Origin of the sequence: Aliivibrio kagoshimensis (genome assembly GCF_050337105.1) — a bacterium.
Classification (GTDB): domain Bacteria; phylum Pseudomonadota; class Gammaproteobacteria; order Enterobacterales; family Vibrionaceae; genus Aliivibrio_A; species Aliivibrio_A kagoshimensis.
Map to the genome: position 1 here is coordinate 21,059 of NZ_JAKJSQ010000035.1, position 21,842 is coordinate 42,900.

15 protein-coding genes are annotated in these 21,842 nt (G+C 44.7%); 4 read left to right on the top strand and 11 right to left on the bottom strand.

Features of this window, described 5'->3' with window-relative positions; all coding sequences use genetic code 11:
- Positions 1-261 precede the first annotated feature (261 nt).
- The 3 genes from rsmC to hemL all read right to left on the bottom strand — a co-directional run bounded on the left by rsmC (position 262) and on the right by hemL (position 4,057).
- On the bottom strand, positions 262-1,287 hold the full coding sequence (gene rsmC / locus L4C32_RS12410) for a 16S rRNA (guanine(1207)-N(2))-methyltransferase RsmC (protein ID WP_428197193.1): 1,026 nt from the start codon (positions 1,285-1,287) through the stop codon (positions 262-264).
- A 119-nt stretch (positions 1,288-1,406) separates the two neighbouring features.
- A complete protein-coding gene (locus tag L4C32_RS12415) occupies positions 1,407-2,492 on the bottom strand; it encodes an AI-2E family transporter (protein ID WP_428197194.1) in 1,086 nt (361 codons plus the stop codon).
- A gap of 260 nt (positions 2,493-2,752) precedes the next feature.
- Positions 2,753-4,057 (bottom strand): glutamate-1-semialdehyde 2,1-aminomutase, encoded by a 1,305-nt coding sequence (gene hemL, locus L4C32_RS12420; protein WP_428197195.1) that lies wholly within the window; start codon positions 4,055-4,057, stop codon positions 2,753-2,755.
- A gap of 278 nt (positions 4,058-4,335) precedes the next feature.
- On the opposite strand from hemL, the gene erpA reads away from it, so the two are divergent.
- The 3 genes from erpA (at position 4,336) to L4C32_RS12435 (ending at position 9,100) form a co-directional block, all read left to right on the top strand.
- Complete coding sequence (gene erpA, locus L4C32_RS12425; protein WP_428197196.1) at positions 4,336-4,677, top strand: iron-sulfur cluster insertion protein ErpA; 342 nt, start codon at positions 4,336-4,338, stop codon at positions 4,675-4,677.
- 157 nt (positions 4,678-4,834) lie between these two features.
- On the top strand, positions 4,835-5,953 hold the full coding sequence (locus L4C32_RS12430) for an efflux RND transporter periplasmic adaptor subunit (RefSeq protein WP_428197197.1): 1,119 nt from the start codon (positions 4,835-4,837) through the stop codon (positions 5,951-5,953).
- A 9-nt stretch (positions 5,954-5,962) separates the two neighbouring features.
- Positions 5,963-9,100: an efflux RND transporter permease subunit gene (locus L4C32_RS12435; protein WP_428197198.1), complete on the top strand. Its 3,138-nt coding sequence runs from the start codon at positions 5,963-5,965 to the stop codon at positions 9,098-9,100.
- A gap of 59 nt (positions 9,101-9,159) precedes the next feature.
- Here L4C32_RS12435 and shyC read toward each other — a convergent pair whose 3' ends face one another.
- On the bottom strand, positions 9,160-10,479 hold the full coding sequence (gene shyC / locus L4C32_RS12440; protein ID WP_428197208.1) for a peptidoglycan DD-endopeptidase ShyC: 1,320 nt from the start codon (positions 10,477-10,479) through the stop codon (positions 9,160-9,162).
- A gap of 130 nt (positions 10,480-10,609) precedes the next feature.
- On the opposite strand from shyC, the gene tyrS reads away from it, so the two are divergent.
- Positions 10,610-11,797: a tyrosine--tRNA ligase gene (gene tyrS, locus L4C32_RS12445; RefSeq protein WP_428197199.1), complete on the top strand. Its 1,188-nt coding sequence runs from the start codon at positions 10,610-10,612 to the stop codon at positions 11,795-11,797.
- A 59-nt stretch (positions 11,798-11,856) separates the two neighbouring features.
- Here tyrS and L4C32_RS12450 read toward each other — a convergent pair whose 3' ends face one another.
- From L4C32_RS12450 to gltB, 7 genes are all read right to left on the bottom strand, one after another.
- Entirely contained in the window at positions 11,857-12,468 is a 612-nt protein-coding gene (locus tag L4C32_RS12450) for a TRIC cation channel family protein (protein WP_428197200.1), read from the bottom strand.
- Positions 12,469-12,536: 68 nt separating this feature from the next.
- A complete protein-coding gene (gene btuF, locus L4C32_RS12455; protein WP_428197201.1) occupies positions 12,537-13,376 on the bottom strand; it encodes a vitamin B12 ABC transporter substrate-binding protein BtuF in 840 nt (279 codons plus the stop codon).
- Positions 13,377-13,380: 4 nt separating this feature from the next.
- Positions 13,381-14,334 carry a cobalamin biosynthesis family protein gene (locus tag L4C32_RS12460; RefSeq protein ID WP_428197202.1) on the bottom strand — a complete coding sequence of 318 codons (954 nt, stop codon included), beginning with the start codon at positions 14,332-14,334 and terminating at the stop codon, positions 13,381-13,383.
- 12 nt (positions 14,335-14,346) lie between these two features.
- Complete coding sequence (mtnN, locus tag L4C32_RS12465; RefSeq protein WP_428197203.1) at positions 14,347-15,045, bottom strand: 5'-methylthioadenosine/S-adenosylhomocysteine nucleosidase; 699 nt, start codon at positions 15,043-15,045, stop codon at positions 14,347-14,349.
- A 70-nt stretch (positions 15,046-15,115) separates the two neighbouring features.
- Positions 15,116-15,547: a DUF1499 domain-containing protein gene (locus tag L4C32_RS12470; protein WP_428197204.1), complete on the bottom strand. Its 432-nt coding sequence runs from the start codon at positions 15,545-15,547 to the stop codon at positions 15,116-15,118.
- A 99-nt stretch (positions 15,548-15,646) separates the two neighbouring features.
- Positions 15,647-17,062 (bottom strand): FAD-dependent oxidoreductase, encoded by a 1,416-nt coding sequence (locus L4C32_RS12475; RefSeq protein ID WP_428197205.1) that lies wholly within the window; start codon positions 17,060-17,062, stop codon positions 15,647-15,649.
- A gap of 13 nt (positions 17,063-17,075) precedes the next feature.
- Positions 17,076-21,539, bottom strand: a complete 4,464-nt coding sequence (gene gltB, locus L4C32_RS12480) for a glutamate synthase large subunit (RefSeq protein ID WP_428197206.1) — start codon at positions 21,537-21,539, stop codon at positions 17,076-17,078.
- Between the last annotated feature and the right edge of the window lie 303 nt (positions 21,540-21,842).

Genomic DNA, 21,842 nt, shown 5'->3' on the forward strand with positions numbered 1-21,842 from the left:
GTTTTGTAACCGAGTAAATAATTGTTTTTTCACTTATTTCACCTGAATTTGCACTTTTGGCTATTGAATGCAATTTAACGTTTTTACAAAACGTTAAAAAAGAGTACGTATTATTGACGTAAAGGGTCAATTTAGATTTATACGGACTTTTTTCGAGATATCAAGTTAGTAGCAATAAAAGCGTGTCAAAATCCACGCTTTATAAAATTTCAGGGCTGGATATCGTCAAAATAGGCAATTTCAGCGATTGTTATCGTTGGTTTACGATTGTTTTTTTGCGCTGTAAATTTTAAATGCGTTGGTTTTTGCTTTTGTCTCGCAATGACCAAATGCGGATTGAATGATTGGCGGGTATTGCAAAAAGCTGTTGGCGACAATTAACAGTTGGCCGTTATACTTGAGGTGCTTTGGTGCCTCGGCAAGCAGAGTTTCAGTAGAGCTGTAGTGTGTTTTTAACCCTGCATGAAAAGGTGGATTACTGATTAAAAAGTCGTAGTTGTTATCCGTATCAGAATAAACATCAGTTGCAAACACATTGCCTTGAAGATTATTGGCCTCTAGTGTTGCCTTAGAAGACTCAATAGCTAGTGCACTGATGTCACATAGGTTGATATCAATCTCGGGGTTTAGAATTTTCATTATTGAGCCTAATACACCAGCACCACAACCAAAATCGAGCACTTTACCTTTTAATGTTGGCAACGACTCAACCAACAGTTGGCTGCCTTTATCAAATTCACCATGGCTGAATACGCCAGGTAAGCTTCGAACTTGAATCTCTTGCTCAGCCACTGAGACAACATAACTTTTAAAGTAATTCGCTAATTCAAAAGTGGGTGCCTCTTGAGTGCATTGACCCCAGTAGAAACTGCAACGGCGTGCTGAATCGTATTTAGTGATGGGGCCAAAAGGAGTAAACATTTTCTCAATGCTTTTCACGCCACTGCGATTCTCCCCAACCACACAAATCTCAGTCCCTTTACCCAGTTTAGCCAGCAACATTGTCAGTAAAAAGTCCGCTTCGGCTTTGGCTTTTGGCCAATAGAGCAGAATTAAATCCGCTTCTGAGGTCTGAGTCAGTTCAGCACCAAAAAAGGTTTGGATCTGCTCTGATGCTTTATGCGAATGGTAATAACCATAGTTGGTAGTAAAAATAGAGACAGAGGCACAATGATTAACTAACTCGGATGGAAAGTCATCTTCAAGCTCACCCGCAACCAATACGTGTTTATCGGCAAAGTACTCAATTTGACGTAGCGCAATTTGGCTAGGGGCGGTAAAAATCATGGTTATCTCTTTTTAGTGGCTAAATATCGAGGGGATTGTCCCACAAAGCAGGAGCAGGTTAAACCTAAACAGCAGGTGACCCGCGTATCCACGGGTCACCCTGTTAAAAGAGGGGAAATCTAACTATTATCTTGGTCGTCTAAGAAGGTTTTAAACTCAATTTCATACAGGTTAAATAGCACCAGTGTGACCGCAAAAATAATTGGACCATAAATCAGGCCGATTAGACCAAACAGTTGGATCCCACCTAGCAAAGAGAAGAAAATCAGCAGAGTATTCATCCCTGAGTTTCCTTGCATAAGCAGAGGACGAACGATGTTATCGATAGAACCGACCACCACAACTCCCCATATGGAGAGAAACAGAGCCCACTCCCATTGGTTGGTTAGCAGTAGATAGAGGGCTGCTGGAATCCAGATAAGAGCGGTTCCGACCAGAGGAATGAATGAGGCAAACCCCATCATTGTGCCCCAGAACAGGCCAGGGAACCCGGCTAACCACATAGCAAAACCACCGGCGATACCTTGGGCTATCGCGGTTAAAAAAGATCCCAGTACGGCGGATTTAGCGACCTGCTCCACTTCATCAAGCAGCTGATCTTCTTGAGTACGTGACAGTGGCAGTACATGGCGAAATGCGGTGAAAATTTTGTCTTGATCACGTAGAAAGAAAAACAGCACAAACAACATTAAAAAGAAGCTCATTAGAAAGCTGGTGGCATCACCGAGTATTTTGGCACTCATACCAACAATTTTGGTGCCAAACTGAGAGGCTAATTGCGCAATTTTTTGAGTGATCTCTTGGGGATCGATTTTATCAAAAGGGAGCCACTCATTCAGAAAGTGGATAGCCTTTGCCGCAAGAGGGTGATTGAAAGCTTCTTGAATACCGCCATGAGTCACCCAGTCGTAGGTGTCTTTTGAAAAAGTTGAACCTTGCTGAACAATGGCTGCAAATACAAAAAAAAGTGGGATGGCGATGATAAAGGTCAACAGAGTACAAGAGATGACGGCTGACGTATTGGGGCGATGATGCAATTTATCATCAATAATGTTGTGCAACGGGGCAAACAGTAAGGAGATAATAAAAGCAATAATAATCGGATTTAAATAGGGCTCTATCAACAGGTAACACGCATAGGCCGCGATCATTAACGAGATGATTAACATCCAGTGACGAGAGGTCATTTTGGCTGATTTTGGCAAAGTGATTCCTTAAATTTTTAGTAAAAGATCTTTTCTTTGTCAGTAGTTTATATAACTATGATCGGAATTAGCAACTTATTAAGGTGTAAATAATGGGCTGTTGTGAAAATAAGAGTGAAGGGTGTAAGGGAAAACGGAGAGGGAAAAAGCTTCCGTGGTTCACGGTTTTGCTAGTGGTATTGCTAGTATTGGTCATAGTGAACTGGCAATAAAAATGCCTGACGCAATGCAGGCATTTTTTATCATTTTCAAGACGGTTATTAAGCCTGTTCAGCGGCTTCTTGAGCAATGATAGCGAAACTGCGTTCTGCCGCTTCTAGGGTCGCTGCAATCTCTTTGCTGCCATGAGCCAATGATAAAAATCCAGCCTCATAAGCAGATGGCGCAAGGTATACACCGAACTTAAGCATCAAATTAAAGAACTTCTTGAAGCGTTCAATGTCACAACGACCAACGTCTTCGAAACGGGTAACACTCTCTTGATCGGTAAAGAAGAAGCCGAACATGCCGCCGACATAGTTAACCACGAACGGAATCTGGTATTGATCAGCTAACTCTTTCAAGCCATTTGCCAGCTCGGCAGTTTTACGCGCTAAACGCTCTTCGTTACCTTCTTCAGTTAATACTTTCAAGCAAGCAAAACCCGCAGCCATAGCAACAGGGTTACCAGACAGTGTTCCTGCTTGGTAGACTGGGCCTGTTGGTGCAATGTATTGCATGACATCCTTACGGCCACCAAATGCACCTACTGGCATTCCACCACCAATTACTTTACCTAGCGTCGTTAAGTCTGGTTTGATGTTGTAGTAACCTTGAGCACAGCTTTGTGCCACTCTAAAACCTGTCATTACTTCGTCAAAAATCAGCAATGCGCCTTCACTGTCACAAATGTCACGCAGACCTTCGTGGAAGCCTTCAACAGGGGGGATGCAGTTCATGTTGCCCGCAACAGGTTCAACAATGATACAAGCGATCTCACCTTTAAACTCTGTAAACAGTTGGCGAACTGAGTCAATATCGTTGAAAGTTGCCGTTAGAGTATGTTTGGCAAAATCAACAGGTACACCTGGAGAGCTAGGCTGACCTAACGTAAGAGCGCCTGATCCTGCTTTTACTAATAAGCTGTCAGCGTGTCCGTGGTAGCACCCTTCAAATTTTAAAATCTTATCTCTGCCGGTAAAACCACGAGCTAATCGGATGGCACTCATGGTCGCTTCAGTACCTGAACTTACCATACGCACTTGTTCCATTGATGGCACAAGTTCAGACACTAATTCAGCCATGTTGATTTCGGTTTCTGTTGGAGCACCAAAGCTTAAACCACGTTGAGCAGCATGGATGACTGCATCTCGAATGGTGGCATGGTTATGACCAAGTATCATCGGCCCCCAAGAACCAACATAGTCGATATAAGCTTTTCCATCAGCATCAAAAATTAGGGGACCATCAGCGCGGTCAATAAATAGTGGTGAGCCACCAACCCCGGCAAAAGCACGTACTGGAGAGTTGACTCCGCCAGGAATGACTTGTTGCGCTTTTGCAAAAAGATCTGCAGATTTGGTCATTACTTTATCCTCTAAATTACTAAGTGGGACCAATTAAGGGGGCTATTGTACATAATTCGAAGTGAAAATCTTGATTAGAGCCCGACAAACTCAATTTAATGAGATGTAAATAGAGTTTATGTTTAAAAATTTGATTGGAGTATTCATAAATAAGGCTCATTTTCAGTAAAATACAAAGTTATTTAAGCAATTTGCGGCGAATACTTGAACGATTCAGTCAGGTATTAGATAATCGCTGACAGAGTGTTAAACAAAGCGCCATTAATTAAGAGGTTTGAATGAGCGATATACCTGTACCATTAACGTTTTCTGACGTAGCTGCAGCTAAAGTAAAAACATTAATTGCGGAAGAAGAGAACCCAGAACTAAAACTACGTGTCTATATTACTGGCGGTGGTTGTAGCGGTTTTCAGTATGGATTTACTTTTGATGAAAAGGTGAATGATGGCGATATGACACTGGAAAATGACGGCGTCACTTTGGTTGTGGATCCAATGAGTTTGCAGTACCTCATGGGCGGCGTTGTCGATTATACAGAAGGGCTGGAAGGCTCTCGATTTTTCGTAAATAATCCAAATGCAACAACTACTTGTGGCTGTGGAGCCTCCTTCAGCGTTTAATTTTTTGACAAAACGTCATTTTTGTTGACTTAGTAACCATAATTATTTTTAATAGATGCTCTTTTTTCTATTTAGAAATATTATTGTTTATTCGGGCTACGTTAGATAACAAGGCGAATAAACGGCAATACTATCCTACGCAATAAGGATTGATGCTATGGTTACCAGTCGACACAACATATTCTCCTTCTTCTCTCATCGCCCTTGGATTCTCTCCGCAATCCTATTTTTTGTTTTGATTTTCTGGTTAACGCTTGGAAAATCAGAAGCAGAAGAGTCGACTGTAGAAGAGCCGCCGCAAGACGTTGTCCCTTTTGCGAAAGTGGTGGTCACCAACTTTAAAGCAGAACTTACTGAACGTACTATTTCACTATATGGCCGAACCGCACCCGATAGGGAAGCGACCTTAGGGGCTCAAATTGCTGCTCAAGTTGAGACGATTTTAGTGCGGAAAGGGACGACTGTTACAAAAGGGACGCCACTAGTACAGTTAGATAAGGCCGATTTAGTCCTGCAGTTGAGTCAAACCAAAGCGACTCTATCCGTTAAAGAGAAAGAGTATAAAGCGGCTAAATCACTGCGCAGCAAAGGTCTTTCTGGTGAAGTTGCTTTCAGTAAAGCACAAGCTGGGCTAGCTGAAGCAAAGGCCAGAGTGAAGTACGCTCAATTGATGCTAAAAAATACCACCATAGTTGCTCCGTTCTCTGGCGTGGTGGAGCTCTTGCATGTTGAGGTTGGTGATTTTGTCTCTAAAGGCGATCCGATTGCCAGCGTTGTAGACCTCGACCCACTGGTCATTCAAGCGGATGTCAGTGAAAAGCACATCTCGATGCTAAAACCGAAACAGAGTGCCAGCATTACCTTTATGAATCGACCTGAGGTAGAAGGTAAACTTCGTTACATCTCAAGAATGTCGTCACCCACCACCAATACTTTCCCTATTGAAGTTGAAATTCCAAATCCGAAACAGCTGATGGCTGCTGGGATCAGTGCAGAAGTTGATCTGAACTTGGAACAGACTCTCGCCATTAAAGTGACACCTGCCATGCTTGCTCTTGATGCGGATGGTAACTTAGGGGTTAAAACGGTGGTGAAACTTGAGGAAAATAGTTTTGATAGTGTCAAATTTGTCCCGATTCAGTTGGTAAAAGCGGAAGACGATGGTGTGTGGCTATCTGGGTTGGGTGAGCAAGTAGAGATCATTACCGTTGGGCAAGGGTTTGTTCGTGATGGTGATGGTGTAAATGCGGTTCGCAACAGTAAAGAAGCAGAATAAGGGGGCAGTATGTTTACGTTAATTAGTGCGGCACTGTCTCGCGCAAGAACCATGCTCTCATTGTTACTGTTGATTCTTATTGCTGGAGTGTTTACTTACGTTTCGATACCTAAAGAGTCGAACCCTGATATTACCATTCCGGTTATTTATGTCTCGGTGAGCCACCAAGGGATCTCTCCAGAAGATTCTGAGCGACTTTTGGTACGCCCAATTGAACAAGAGCTACGTTCAATTGAGGGGGTAAAAGAGATGACTGCCACAGCGTCAGAGGGACATGCCTCAGTGACGCTTGAGTTTGAAGTGGGGATTCCTCTCGACAAAGCGATGTCTGATGTTCGAGATGCGGTGGACTTGGTAAAACCTCAACTTCCCTCTGAGAGTGATGAACCGACGGTTAACGAGGTGACATTCGCCTCGATGAACCCTGTGTTGTCAGTGGTGTTGTACGGTACCGTTCCTGAGCGTACTAGCGTGAAAATAGCGCGTAAGCTAAAAGATAAGTTAGAGAGTTACCGACAAGTCCTAGAGGTCGATATTGCCGGCGATCGCGAAGATGTGGTAGAGATCATTGTTGATCCACTATTACTAGAGAGCTATGGCTTAGATCAGGGGGATATCTACAATATTATCGCCTTGAATAATAAGGTGGTTGCTGCAGGGTTTGTGGATACGGGTTATGGCCGCTTTTCGGTCAAAGTCCCTTCAGTATTTGATTCCCTAAAAGATGTGTTAGAGCTACCCGTTAAAGTGGATGGCAAGCAAGTGGTCACCTTTGGTGATGTCGCCACGGTACGTAAAGCATTTCGTGATCCTAACAGTTTTGCTCGACTGAATGGCAAGCCAGCCGTTGTTCTCGATATTAAAAAGCGAGCGGGTGAGAACATCATTGAAACCGTCGCGATTGTTAAAGCGGTGTTGGAAGGTGCGCAAGAGCTCGAAACTTGGCCTGACAACCTGAAAGTGAACTACACCTGGGATGAGTCGAAAGATGTAAAAAATATGCTCAACGATCTGCAAAATAATATTTTGTCAGCCATCATATTGGTGGTGATCGTTATCGTGGCCATTTTAGGTGCGCGTACAGCCTTTTTGGTGGGTGTCTCAATACCCGGCTCTTTCTTAACAGGATTGTTGGTGTTATCGATTGCAGGTCTAACGGTGAATGTTGTGGTGCTGTTCTCACTCATTATGGCGGTCGGAATGCTGGTTGATGGTGCGATTGTAGTAACGGAATATGCCGATCGACGGATGAATGAAGGTGCAAACCGAAAAACCGCTTACCGAGAAGCAGCGCAGCGTATGGCGTGGCCGATTACTGCTTCAACGGCAACCACATTAGCAGCGTTTGCGCCGTTGATGTTTTGGCCGGGTATTATGGGCGAGTTCATGAAGTTCTTGCCAATTACCATGATTGCGACGTTATCTGCGTCGTTAGTCATGGCACTGCTTTTTGTGCCTGTACTAGGCGGAATCTTTGGTAAACCGCAAAAAATGTTGCCTGAAACACGGGCTAGGCTGCATGCCGTGAGTCAAGGGGATAACAGCCAAACCAAAGGGTTTACACGACTCTATTTTAATACTTTATCGATTGCGATTCGCCACCCACTGAAGATTCTTTTAGCTGCTATTGTGGTTTCGGGAGGAATAGGCTATGCGTATAAAGAAGCAGGATTAGGGGTTGAGTTCTTCCCTGAGGTGGATCCGCCATTCTTTAATTTGAAGGTACGATCTCACGGCGATCTCTCCATTTATGAGAAAGATAAACTGATGGCGCAAGTCGAGCAGAGGATCTTAGGTCATGAAGAGCTAGAGAGTATCTATACCCGTACTGGTGGCGATGATGAGATTGGTCAAATACAGATGACTCCATTGGATTGGCAGCTGCGCCGACCTGTGTCTGACATTATTGCAGAACTGCGTGAAGAGATGAAGGACATTGCGGGGATTGAGCTGGAGTTTAAGATGCCAGAATCAGGACCGCCAAGTGAAAATGATTTGGTGATTGAGCTTAGCTCTGACATGCCAGCGGAGCTGAACAAAGCAATCAAAACGGTTCGTCAATGGGCCGACAATACGCCTGCTCTAATTAATATCAGTGATACGGGCAATAAAGAGGGGATTGATTGGCAGATTGATATTCGTCGAGATGATGCCGCTCGTTATGGTGCGGATGCCACACTCGTCGGAAATACGGTACAGTTTGTCACCAATGGCTTGAAAATTGGGGACTACCTGCCTGATGATGCTGATGAACAGGTGGATATTTTAGTTCGATACCCTGATGACAAAAGGGACATTGGGCGTTTTGACGAGTTGAGAGTGAAAACGCGTTATGGAATGGTTCCTATCACCAATTTTGCTAGCATCAAAGCGGCACCGAAACAGGATACGATTCACCGTGTGGATGGCAGCCGAGTGATTGAAGTGAAAGCGGATATGGCGGAAGGCTTCAACTTAAGTATAGAGCTGCCAAAAATCGAACAAGCGCTAAAGGATCTGAAACTCAACGGTGCGGTAGAGTTTAAAATCCGTGGTCAAAATGAGGAGCAAAATGATTCAGAAGCGTTTTTGATGAAAGCCTTCATGATTGCGCTTGCCGCGATGGCGATTATTCTAGTGACTCAGTTTAATAGTTTCTATCAAGCGTTCTTGATACTCAGTGCCGTGCTGTTTTCGACAGTGGGTGTATTTGGGGGCTTGTTAGTCTTTAATCGACCTTTCGGTATTGTGATGTCAGGTATTGGCGTCATTGCTCTCGCCGGTATTGTCGTTAATAACAATATTGTACTGATCGATACTTTTAATAAGTTGCGAGAGCAGGGGTTAGCGACCTCTGAAGCGATTTTACGCACAGGGGTACAGCGCCTTAGACCCGTTATGTTAACTACAGTGACCACCATTCTCGGATTAATGCCGATGGTGTTAGAGATGAACATCGATTTGATGAATCAGAAGATCGAGTTCGGTGCACCGAGTACTCAGATGTGGTCACAGTTAGCGACGGCTATTGCTGGTGGTTTAACGTTTGCAACGGTGTTGACCTTGGTGTTAACCCCTTGTCTGTTAATGCTGGGTCATAAAGTGAGCTTCTGGATAATGAGTTTAAAGCAGAAACGGCAACAAGAACCTGCGGAGCTGAATGGCTAATACAAAAAAACCGAACGTTATGAATACGTTCGGTTTTTTATTATCTGATGATGGTGACACTATTTAGGTTGTATGAGTGAACTGTTGTTGGTGAGTACTAAGTTACCGTAGCGCTCAAGCATTTTCATTCTCTGCAGAGCGATAGGTTTAAACTCAGCCTTCTTTTGACCTGATAGTGATTTAGATTCAGGCAACTTCACCGTTCTTGGATTTTTATGGACCCCATTGACCAAAAACTCATAATGGAGATGAGCACCTGTAACACGACCTGTTCTACCTAATGTACCTACCGTTTGTCCCTGCTTCACTCTCTGTCCCGTTTTCACGTAACGCTTAGTCATGTGAAGGTATTTAGTGATGTAGGTGTTACTGTGTCTGATAAAGACATAGTTACCGTTAAATTGGTTATATCCTGCTTTATCGACGATACCATCGCCTGCCGCCCAAATTGGTGTGCCTACCGGAGCGACGTAGTCAGTGCCTCGGTGAGCTCTACGTTGACCAGTGACAGGGTGAAGTCTTCTCGGATTAAAATTAGAGCTGACGTATCGGAAGTTGATAGGAGAGCGCAAGAAAGCTTTTTTCATTGCTCGGCCGTTTGGGTCGAAGTAGTTGCCACTCTCATCTTCACGTACCGCACTAAAGGTGGTGCCTTGGTTGGTAAAAGAGGCGGCTATGATGTTGCCAGTACCTGCATATTGACCTTCCACATAACGCTCTTCAAATAGCACTTCAAAGTGGTCGCCTTCACGTAGATCTAATGCGAAATCGATATCCCAACCAAAAATACCAGCTAACTCCATGATCTGGTTAGCGTTGAGACCTGCACTGATGGACGCGTTCCAGAAGTTAGAGGTAATGGTTGCTTTAGAGTAATTAAGAAGGATTTCAATTTTTTTGCTTTCAAGATTGGCTTTATAATGGTCACCAATTTTGGTGATTTGGAACGTTTCTATTCGGCTGATTGGGCGGATCAGCTGTACCAATTCATTTTGATCGTTAAAGCCAAATCGAAGTTCATCCCCAGGACGCAGTCGACTCAATTGTTTATCGATATCTTTATCACTGCTGGTTAGGTTATAGAGCAGACGGGCTGAGAGTCCGATGCGGCTAAATAGCAGAGCAGCACTCTCATTGGGTTTTACGTTATGAGACTCCCAACGAATGTGTGAGTTACTTTTTTTCTGAGCATCAGGAGTGATCAACAGACTGGGACTGATCTCGAGAGGATAGACTTGTCCAATGACCAGCTTATTGTCGTTATTCGCTGTTTTTTCAAGGTTTGAAGGCAACATAAATATGCCAATAGCCATGATGGCACTGGTCGAGGCGATAAGAATGCGGTGAATTACTGGGATTCGAGAGATTTTAGATATTATCATTCGTGCAATTATGTAATATAACAAAATAAATAGACAGAGAATTAGTCTAACTGGTTTTAAAAAACATCGCTATTCAAGTAAGATAGTAGATTGTCAATTTTTTGCTAATTTGTGGGAGCAAACAACAATGGTCAGCATCGAAGTAGCACTAGCGGAAATAAAACGCGGTGTAGAAGAGCTTATTCCGGAAGAAGAGCTGATTGCTAAACTGAAAGAGAACCGTCCATTAAGAATTAAATTAGGTGCTGATCCAACTGCTCCTGACATTCATCTTGGCCACACTGTTATTTTAAATAAACTTCGCCAGTTCCAAGAGTTGGGCCATGAAGTAACTTTTTTGATTGGTGACTTTACAGGCATGGTGGGTGACCCGTCTGGCAAAAACAGTACGCGCCCTCCGCTGACCAAAGAAGATGTATTGGCGAATGCTGAAACGTACAAACAGCAAGTATTTAAAATTTTAGATCCTGCAAAAACCAAAATTCAGTTTAACTCTGAGTGGTTATCTGAGCTTGGTGCAGAAGGCATGATCCGTTTAGCCTCTAATCAAACCGTTGCTCGTATGTTAGAGCGAGATGACTTTAAAAAGCGTTACGCAGGTGGCCAGCCAATTGCTATTCATGAATTCATGTACCCACTGCTGCAAGGTTATGATTCAGTAGCGATGGAAACCGACGTTGAACTTGGTGGTGCTGATCAACGCTTTAACCTGTTGATGGGACGAGAACTACAAAAATCTCATGGACAGAAACCACAAGTAGTGTTGATGATGCCTCTTCTTGTTGGCCTTGACGGGACTAAGAAAATGTCAAAATCATCTCATAACTATATTGGTGTCAGTGAAGCACCAAGCGAGATGTTTGGTAAGATTATGTCAATTTCAGATGACTTGATGTGGAGCTACTATGAGTTGCTCTCTTTCCGCCCTCTGGAAAACATTGCGCAGTTAAAAGTGGATGTAGAGTCGGGAACCAACCCTCGTGACGTTAAGATCTTATTAGCGAAAGAGATCATTGCTCGTTTCCACACACAAGCCGATGCGGATGCAGCAGAGCAAGAGTTCATTAATCGTTTCCAAAAAGGGGCGATGCCAGATGAGATGCCTGAGTTTGAATTTGAAGCGGGTCTACCGATCGCTAATATTTTAAAAGAGGCGGCGTTGGTGAGTTCAACGTCTGATGCGATGCGTATGATCAAGCAGGGTGCTGCGAAGATTGAAGGTGAAAAAATTACTGATAACCGTTTAGTTCCTGAAGCAGGCACTGCAGTGTATCAAGTGGGTAAACGTAAATTCGCACGTATCACTATTAAATAGAGTCGTAAACTCTGTATGAAAAAAGGCGCCTAGGCGCCTTTTTTATTGGAGTATGTTTGCTATTTATTTAGATTGAATGTGGGTAACGACAAGTGCCAACGAATGGCCGCTAAACGTATACTTAATGTGGCAGCCAGGCCGCACAGTGTTGCAGAGACATTATCCAGCCCAAACAGCAGTAAAGACGTGTGGATCATACCGCCTACAATACAGGCCGTTGCATAGATCTCACTTCGCAGGATCATCGGCACTTCACGGGCTAAAATATCTCGGATAATCCCACCGCCACAGCCAGTAAGAACCCCCATTACAACTGCAACCATAGGTGTTGCACCATAGTTGAGCGCTTTGGTTACGCCAATGCCAACAAAAACAGAGAGACCAATGGCATCGGATACAGGAAGCACGTACCAAGGGAGTCTTTTGGGACGGCGAACTAATAAGATGGTGCAAATACAGGTAATAAATATCACCCATAGATAGGCAGGATCATTGGCCCAAAAAACAGGAGTCGCCCCTAGTGCCATATCACGGATAGTACCGCCACCAATTGCGGTGACACTGGCAAGAACGACGACACCAAATGGGTCCATTTTAAGGCGTCCTGCCAAGATAACTCCAGAGATGGCAAAGATAGCTGTGCCAAAAAGGTCTAGGAAATAAATGATCATGGTAAATTACTTTTTCAATGTGGGCTTACTTGGGTACGGATTGTACTGATTCAAAAGGTAATTGCCAATTATTGTGATAGTAATTTTTCACGCGCATTGGAGAGATATTTGCATACCTGTTCTATTCCGTTAACGGCACGCAAAGTAGGGCGATTTATCCAGTCTGCATTCAGTGACCAAATTTGCTGCTTATCCCAAGCAGGCAACCTCCCTGCCCAGCGTTGCCAGAATGCATCATTAGTATGAGCGTGAGGTGAGGTGAAGATCACTTGAGGTTGACGAACAATCACTTGTTCCTCATTAACCTGGGGGTATGAAGCGCTACTTTGGTGAAAAATGTTTTCACCTCGACAGAGTGAAAAAATCTGTTCGGGCCAATGAGAGCCTGAAAAGGTGACAATTGGCTTTTCACTTAATTGATAAAAGAAGGGCACCGTAGGTTGAGTACTATTTGATTGTCGTAACGAGTGAATCAAGGCATCAAACTCTGCAACAGCATTTATCGCGGTATTTGGATCGTCAGCCCATTGACTGAGAGTAAGCACTTCTGCACTGATCTCTTCAAGACTCTGAGGGTTCGAGTAGAAGATGGTAAACCCTAACTGCTCCAATTGATTGAGCGCTCTCTCTGGGTTTCCTCCTTTCCATGCGAGAATGAGATCCGGTTGTAATGTGATGATTTTTTCTATTTTAATGCCATTATAGTTCGCCACCTTTTCAAGTGATTCAACTTCTGGTGGGTAGTTGCTGTATTCACTCACTGCGATCATAGCGGGGCCCAAACCGGCAGAATATGCAAGCTCGGTAGTATGCGGGGCAAGGCTAATGACTCGTTTGGCGGGGACAATAGACAATGCACTGAAACTGATCAGCAGCGATAGGGTGATTAACACGAATTGTCGCAACATCCAGTTATAATCCTTGGTTAATGGCGATCATAATTAAGCTTTGAATCGCCACCCAAATAATAATGCGGTTATTTAAAAGGGTTCTGAGTTGTGCTAAGTGATAAGCCGATGGAGCAATGCGTCCTCCAACTTTTGGCCGAATCATCTTCTGTTGCTGGTAAATAGCGGGCCCACCCAGTGATATCTCTAATTTTCCCCCCACTGAAGCTAACAACCAGCCAGGACCTGGCAACAACCACTGCTTTCCTTGAGTGGATAGGGCATGAAAGGATCCTTTGGCGTTACTCCCGACACAGAGCAGCAGTGCAAACAGTCGCAGCGGAATAAAATCTAGAGCGGCTAAAAGGTAAACACTCGGCAAGCCAAACGGTCGAAATAGCGGTCGACTGGGTGACCAGTTTCTCGCTAGCTCAGCAATTAAACGATACATAATAGCGGCAATACCACCACCAATCGCATACCAAAATAGTACGGCCACAATGTTTCGGCTGTAACTGAGGATCATCGTTTCAGCGCCCGTTTTTCCTAATCCTAATAGCGAGAGTGTGCTGGTTTCTCGATTGACATAGTTTGCCAGTAGCGATCTGGCTTGCGCTTTATCCTCAACGCGTAAACTGTTTACTAACGTTGTAGATATTTTCTCACTGCCTCTCCACTCAATGGCCAGTAACAGTAGGGCAAGATTGTATAGCTCAACTTTCCATATCAGTGGCAGAGCGGCAACCAGTACCATTAAAGCCGGAATGCACATGAGTAACCAAGAGAGGGAGCCGGAGAGTAGACGCTGTTGTTGACTCTGCTGTTTGTTTACCTTGTCAGAGAGCAAGATGGCAAACTTTCCCCATAACACCATAGGGTGATAGTCCAATGGAATAGGGAGGATGAAATGAAACAGCAGAGCGGCCCACATAACCAGTACGGAGCCGTCTGCAATAAACGATAACAGTTGTTCTGTCATAGTGATGGGAAATTACGCGTTTAGAATCGCAGCCATTTTAGCCACCATCTCGGATGAACTTTGAGCGGCAAGCGGTAAGAACTCTTCAAAACTCATTGGAGACTCTTTATCAGCGACATCCGAAATCGCGCGAACCACCACAAAAGGAACATTGAATTGGTGACACGCTTGCGCAATGGCAGCCGCTTCCATCTCAACAGCAATCACTGTTGGGAAGTGAGTACGAATAAAGGCTTGGCGCTCAGCACTGCAAACAAAGGCGTCTCCGGTACAGATTAAACCACGTACCGCATGTTTGTCTTTCATCTGTGCTAACGCTTGCTCAGCCACTGACATTAATTCAGCATCGGCAGTAAACGCGGCAGGTTGGCCAGCCATTTGGCCTATTTCATAACCAAAGGCGGTCACATCGGCATCGTGATGACGAACTTCTGTTGAGATAACGACATCGCCTAAGTTTAAGCTAGGGTCAAAACCACCGGCAGAACCAGTATTAATCACTACGTCAGGTTGGTAACTTTCAAGAAGAATTGACGTGCCTACTGCGGCGGCCACTTTACCAATGCCTGACTGCAATAACACAATGTCAGCGCCATTTAATGAGCCCGTATAAAAGGTACAGCCTGCTTTGTTATGCTGTTCGCAGTTTACAAGTTGATCTTTAAGGATGGTAACTTCTTGCTCCATCGCACCAATAATGCCAATTTTCATGTTGTTATCTCTGTTGTTCAATAGTTTCAATAGTGGAATGTGAGCGATTGTATCATAGCTTTTCACTCTATTACTGAATGATGCCAAGCTCGGTTAATTTTGTACGTAGCGTGTTGGCACGCTTTCGGTTTACCCCAAAGTCGGAGTGACCTGTGCGGGACTCTGAGCGAACGAGTAGTTGGTCGCCATCGACTCTGATCTCAAGGTCATCAACAAAACGAAACACGAAACTGGTGCACTCAATGCGCAGGTAGTTATCTTGTTCTACGGCGAGTTTTGCACCAGAAAGTGTTAATGCGGCCTGTTTGATCTGCTCCATCGAGGTTGTGCTGGCATTCAGCAGTGTGAAATCCTCTAAGTGGTGTTGCTCTCTACTGTCTAAGGTAGAGACGCAGTTAGGTTTATCACCGCATATCTGTTTTGATCTATCTTGCATCTCAGAGACTCCTTGGCTACAGGCTGTTAAAAATAACACTGTTAGCATGACCATTATCTGTTTCATCCGTTATCACCAGGTTGTTTATCGAGTTTGGGATATTTTATCATGGCGTAAAAAAGGCTGAACAAGCCAGCCTTTTTAATCATGTGTTTTCTAGCGGCATTATACCTCTAAAAAATCCATAATACCTTCAGCAGCTTTACGACCTTCATCGATGGCAGTTACCACCAAGTCTGAACCACGAACGGCATCTCCGCCAGCAAATATCTTCTCATTTGAGGTTTGGTACTGAAAGCTTTGATCTGAAGCGGCTTTAATTCGGCCCCATTGATCCAGTTCAACCCCATAAGGTTCTAACCATTTCATTTCGTGAGGTTGGAAACCAAAGGCCATGATCACTGCATCGGCTTTGAGTACGTGCTCGCTCCCTTTTACGGGTTCAGGGCGGCGGCGGCCGGCATCATCTGCCACACCTAAAGCTGTTTTCACCACTTTAACACCAGATACTTTGCCTGAAGCATCAACTTCAAGACCTAGAGGTTGAAGGTTAAACATGAAGTTCACTCCTTCCTCTTTGGCGTTTTTCACTTCACGCTTTGAGCCCGGCATGTTGGCTTCATCACGACGATAGGCACAGATAACTTTTGCCGCATTCTGTCTGATTGAGGTACGAACACAGTCCATCGCGGTATCTCCCCCACCAAGCACCACGACATTCTTGCCTTTCATGTCGATGAAATCTTCAGTTTTTTGCTCAAGATCCATCACTTTGTAGGTGTTAGAGATCAAGAATGGCAGGGCATCAAAGACACCAGGCGAATCTTCATTTGCCAGTCCTGCCCGCATGTTCTTATAAGTACCAACCCCTAAGAATACCGCGTCGTAGTCGTCGATAAGCGTTTGCATCTGCACATCTTTACCTACTTCGGTATTAAGCTGGAACTCAACGCCCATGTGGGTAAAGATTTCACGGCGATTGGTCATGACACTTTTTTCAAGTTTAAAAGAGGGGATACCAAACGTCAGCAGGCCACCAATTTCTGGATAACGATCATAAACCACCGCTTTAACACCGTTTCGCACTAAAATGTCAGCGGCAGCAAGGCCCGCAGGACCAGCACCAATGATAGCAACGCGTTTATCGGTCCACTCAACATTTGAAACATCTGGTTTCCAGCCCATTGCAAAGGCTTTGTCATTGATGTACTTCTCAACGTTACCAATGGTGACAGCGCCAAAGTCAGTGTTTAACGTACAAGAGCCTTCACAGAGGCGATCTTGCGGGCAAACTCGGCCACATACTTCTGGAAGACTGTTGGTTTGATGCGACAGCTCTGCCGCTTCAATAATTCGCCCTTCATTGGCGAGCTTTAGCCATTGCGGGATGTAGTTATGTACAGGACACTTCCACTCACAATATGGGTTACCACAATCTAGGCAGCGGTCGGCTTGAGCTGCAGCTTGCTGTTTGGTAAAAGGTTCATAGATCTCTACAAACTCGATCTTTCTAATGTTCAAAGACTTCTTAGCTGGGTCTACTCGCTGAACATCGATAAATTGGTATACATTCTGGCTCATTGGTTCCCTCCAACTATTGCGCTTGAACACGTAGTTCAGCAGAACTACGGCTTTGATGACCTAGCAGAGTTTTCAGGTCTGCTGATTTTGGTTTAACTAAGTAGAACATCGGAATCCAATCATCAAAGTTAGCTAAAATATGTTCTGCGTGTGCTGATTTTGTCTCTTCTAAATGTCGAGCAATCAACCCGCGCAGATGTTCTTGGTGAATAGGGAGCTCATTCAGAGCAAGCGCTTCAACCGACTCGGTATTCACACGACCTTCAAAGTCACTGTTTTTATCCAGTACATAAGCAAAACCTCCTGTCATGCCTGCACCAAAGTTAACGCCGCACTGACCAAGGATAGCAACGACGCCTCCTGTCATGTACTCACAGGCGTTATCTCCTGCACCTTCAATCACCGCAATGGTACCCGAGTTACGAACTGCAAAACGTTCACCAGCAGTACCCGCTGCAAACAGTTTTCCGCCTGTTGCGCCGTAAAGACAGGTGTTACCAATAATGGTGGCATCATTGGATTTGAAAGCACTGCCCACTTGTGGGCGAATCGTGATCTTTCCTCCTGCCATGCCTTTACCCACATAATCATTGGCATCACCAATAAGAAGTAAGTTAACACCACCGGCATTCCACACACCAAAGGATTGTCCAGCGGTACCGGTTAAGTTGACTGTTATTGGTGACGCTGCCATGCCTTGGTTACCGTAGCGCTTGGCTATTTCTCCTGAAAGACTTGCGCCAACAGAGCGGTCGGTATTAATGATGTTGTGATAGAGGTTGGTACTTTCTCTATTTTCAATCGCTGCTAAGGCTTCATCAAGTAACACTTTATTGAGTTGAGCGCCATCAAACGGAGTATTGGGTTCACTGCAATAGACGGTTTTACCTTCGAGTGGTACCGGTGCTTCAAGGATATGTGAAAGGTCTAACTTAGACTGTTTTGCCGTCATTCCGCTGACGACTTCGAGCAGATCGGTACGACCGATAAGATCAGTCAGTTTCTCAATGCCAAGCTCAGCCAGAATGTCACGAACTTCATCACCTAAACCGATGAAGTAGTTCATGACCATTTCTGGTAGACCTTTAAAGTAATCTTTACGTAGGGTCGCATCTTGAGTAGCGACACCAGTAGCACAGTTGTTTAAGTGGCAAATACGTAAGAACTTACAACCCATTGCGACCATAGGAGCGGTACCAAAACCGAAGCTCTCAGCCCCAAGAATTGCGGCTTTAACCACATCTACCCCTGTTTTTAATCCACCATCAACTTGCAGGCGAATCTTATGGCGAAGTCCATTAGCAACAAGGGCTTGCTGCGTTTCTGCTAAACCTAGCTCCCACGGACAACCGGCATATTTTACTGAGGTTAATGGGCTGGCGGCGGTACCACCATCGTAACCAGATATCGTGATTAAATCAGCGTAGGCTTTCGCGACACCGGTTGCGATCGTACCAACACCCGGTTCGGAAACTAACTTAACCGACACTAAGGCTTTTGGGTTGACCTGCTTGAGATCGAAAATCAACTGCGCCAAATCTTCAATCGAGTAGATATCGTGGTGCGGTGGAGGGGAGATCAGTGTGACCCCTTGTACCGAATGACGAAGTTGGGCAATTTCTGCTGTGACTTTGTGACCCGGAAGCTGACCACCTTCTCCTGGTTTAGCCCCTTGAGCAACTTTTATTTGTAGTACATCGGCATTGACTAGGTAGTGAGGGGTTACCCCAAAGCGGCCAGATGCTACTTGTTTGATGCGAGAGTTACGCTCGGTACCAAAACGTCTTGGATCTTCCCCCCCTTCCCCTGAGTTGGAGAAAGCACCGAGTCGGTTCATTGCTGTGGCCAGAGCTTCATGAGCTTCTGGGCTTAGCGCACCAATGGACATGGCGGCGGAGTCAAAGCGTTTATACAGCTCGGTACTCGGTTCAATTTTTTCAAGTGGCAGTGTGTTATCGGTCTTTTTCAGTTTCATTAAATCACGCAGTGTGGCCACTGGGCGTGAGTTAACCTCTTTAGCAAATGACTTGTAGTCGCTGCTCTCACCTGTCTTAACCGCTTGTTGCAAGGTGCTAACCACATCTGGGTTATAGGCATGGTACTCACCCCCATGGACATATTTCAGTGCACCACCATGTTCAAGAGGTTTACGTTTTAGCCACGCTTTACGAGACAGATTAAACAGATCTTGTTGGAAATCCTCAAAGTCAGAGCCTTGGATACGGCTGGTGACACCGTTAAAACAGAGATCAACGACATCACTGCTTAGGCCAACGGCTTCAAACAGTTGTGAGCTACGATAAGAGGAGATGGTTGATATGCCCATTTTCGACATGATCTTAAACAGCCCTTTATTGATCGCTTTTTGGAAATTATTCATCACTTGCGGATAAGGCTTATCAATCACCTTATCATCAAGCATCTTGCCGAGGACTTCATAGGCCAAGTATGGGTAGACAGCCGTTGCGCCAAAGCCAAGTAGCACTGCGAATTGATGCGGTTCACGCGCCACTGCAGTCTCTATCACTATGTTTGAATCGCAACGAAGGTTCTCTTCAATCAATCGTTGTTGAACCGCTCCAACTGCCATTGATGCGGGAATCGGGAGTGTCTCTTTACTGATAGCACGATCAGAGAGCAGCACCAAAACCGTTCCCTCTTTTACTGATTGCTCCACCTGATCACACACATCAAGAATGGCCTGCTTAAGATCTTTTTCTTGAGGGTTGTAGTTAATGTTAATGGTGGCACTTTGATAGTATTTGTTGTCCAGCGCTAATAACTGCTGCATGTCAGAATAAAGCAGTACTGGAGACTCAAAGGATACGCGGTGTGCGTGTCCATCGGTTTCACAAAATACATTCATCTCACAACCAATGCTGGTAGCAAGTGACATCACATGTTTTTCACGCAGTGGATCAATGGGTGGATTGGTCACTTGAGCAAACATTTGACGGAAATAGTCGGTCACAGGGCGCTCTTTTGAAGAGAGAACGGCCATTGGAGTATCGTCACCCATGGAACCGGTGGCTTCTTGTCCAACATCCCCTAAGATACGAAGGACTTGATCTTGCTCTTCGTTACTCATAGCAAACAGCTTTTGATAGGTTTTCAGCTGTTCGTCGTCTAAAGATCGTGTACCCAGTTGATCATCTTTTAACTGCTCAAAAGGGGTTAGGTGGAGAACGTTCTCATCCATCCACTCTTTGTAGGGGTGTCGACTTTTCAGATCGTTATCGATCTCTTCAGATTGCCAGATTTTTCCTTTTCGGGTATCGATGACCAGAAGTTCACCAGGACCTACACGCCCTTTTTCGGATACCTCATCAGGTGCGTAATCCCAAATTCCCACTTCTGAAGCTAGGGTGATTAATTTATCTTTAGTGATGACGTATCGTGCTGGACGCAGACCATTTCTATCAAGGTTACAAGCGGCAAAGCGACCATCAGACATAACGATGCCTGCTGGGCCATCCCACGGTTCCATATGCTTTGAGTTGAAATCGTAAAAAGCGCGAAGCTCTGGGTCCATATCAGGGTGATTCTGCCATGCTGGCGGAACTAACATACGCATCGCACGGAACAGATCCATACCACCAGATAAGAATAGGTCTAACATGTTGTCGAGGCTCGAGGAGTCGGAACCAACCTCGTTGACAAAAGGCGCTGCTGTTTGCAAATCAGGCAATAGCGGTGTTGAGAACTTATACGCACGCGCTTTTGCCCATTTACGGTTGGCAGTTATGGTGTTGATTTCACCATTGTGTGCTAGGTAACGGAATGGCTGTGCCAAAGGCCATCTAGGCTGAGTATTGGTTGAGAAGCGCTGATGGAACAGGCAGATAGCCGATTCAAGACGCAGGTCAGCCAGATCCAAGTAGAAACGAGGAAGATCTGCTGGCATGCAGAGGCCTTTATAGACAATTACTTGTGTGGATAGGCTACAGATATAAAATTCGGAGTCATCGGTAATGCGTTTCTCTATACGACGTCTTGCTATGTATAAACGACGTTCAATGTCACGTTCGCGCCAACCAGCAGGGGCATTAATAAAAACTTGTTCAATATTAGGTAGCGTTTCTACCGCGATAGGGCCCAGCACATCAGAGTTGGTTGGCACCGAGCGCCAGCCAACGACAGAGAGCGTCTCTTTAGCGAGCTCTTGATTCATGACTTCGCGGGCAGCTTGCGCCTGAATGGGGTCGGCATTGAGAAAAACCATGCCAATGGCGTACTGTTTGCCTAATTTCCAGTTGCTCTCTTGGGCAATAATTCGTAAAAAAGAGTCTGGCTTCTGTAGGAGTAGTCCACAACCGTCACCTGTTTTACCATCGGCTGCGATACCACCACGATGGGTCATTCTGTCTAAAGCAGAGATGGCCGTTCGAACCAACTTATGGCTCGTCTCACCTTCTGTGTGAGCAATTAAACCAAAGCCACAGTTATCCTTTTCTAATGCTGGATTGTAAAGCGACATTGCATCCTCCTTTCCTTGGTGCCTTCCTGGCTCCTAATAATTGAATCCGACCGAAGTAACTTCTAATAATTATGGGTGAATTGGCCGATAAATGTGCTGATGTGGGGACAATAAATTTAACAATTCCTTTGATCAAACTTCTCAGCAGCTTTACAAATTATAAGGAAACTATAAAAAGGTCAAGTATTCGACAATAATGAGTTTAAAGATTTAATAACAATAATTTACTTTCTTTTGTTTATACTTAACAATGGCTTAACATTTTATTTTTGATAAGTTTTTGATTAATAAGGTGGAATGACT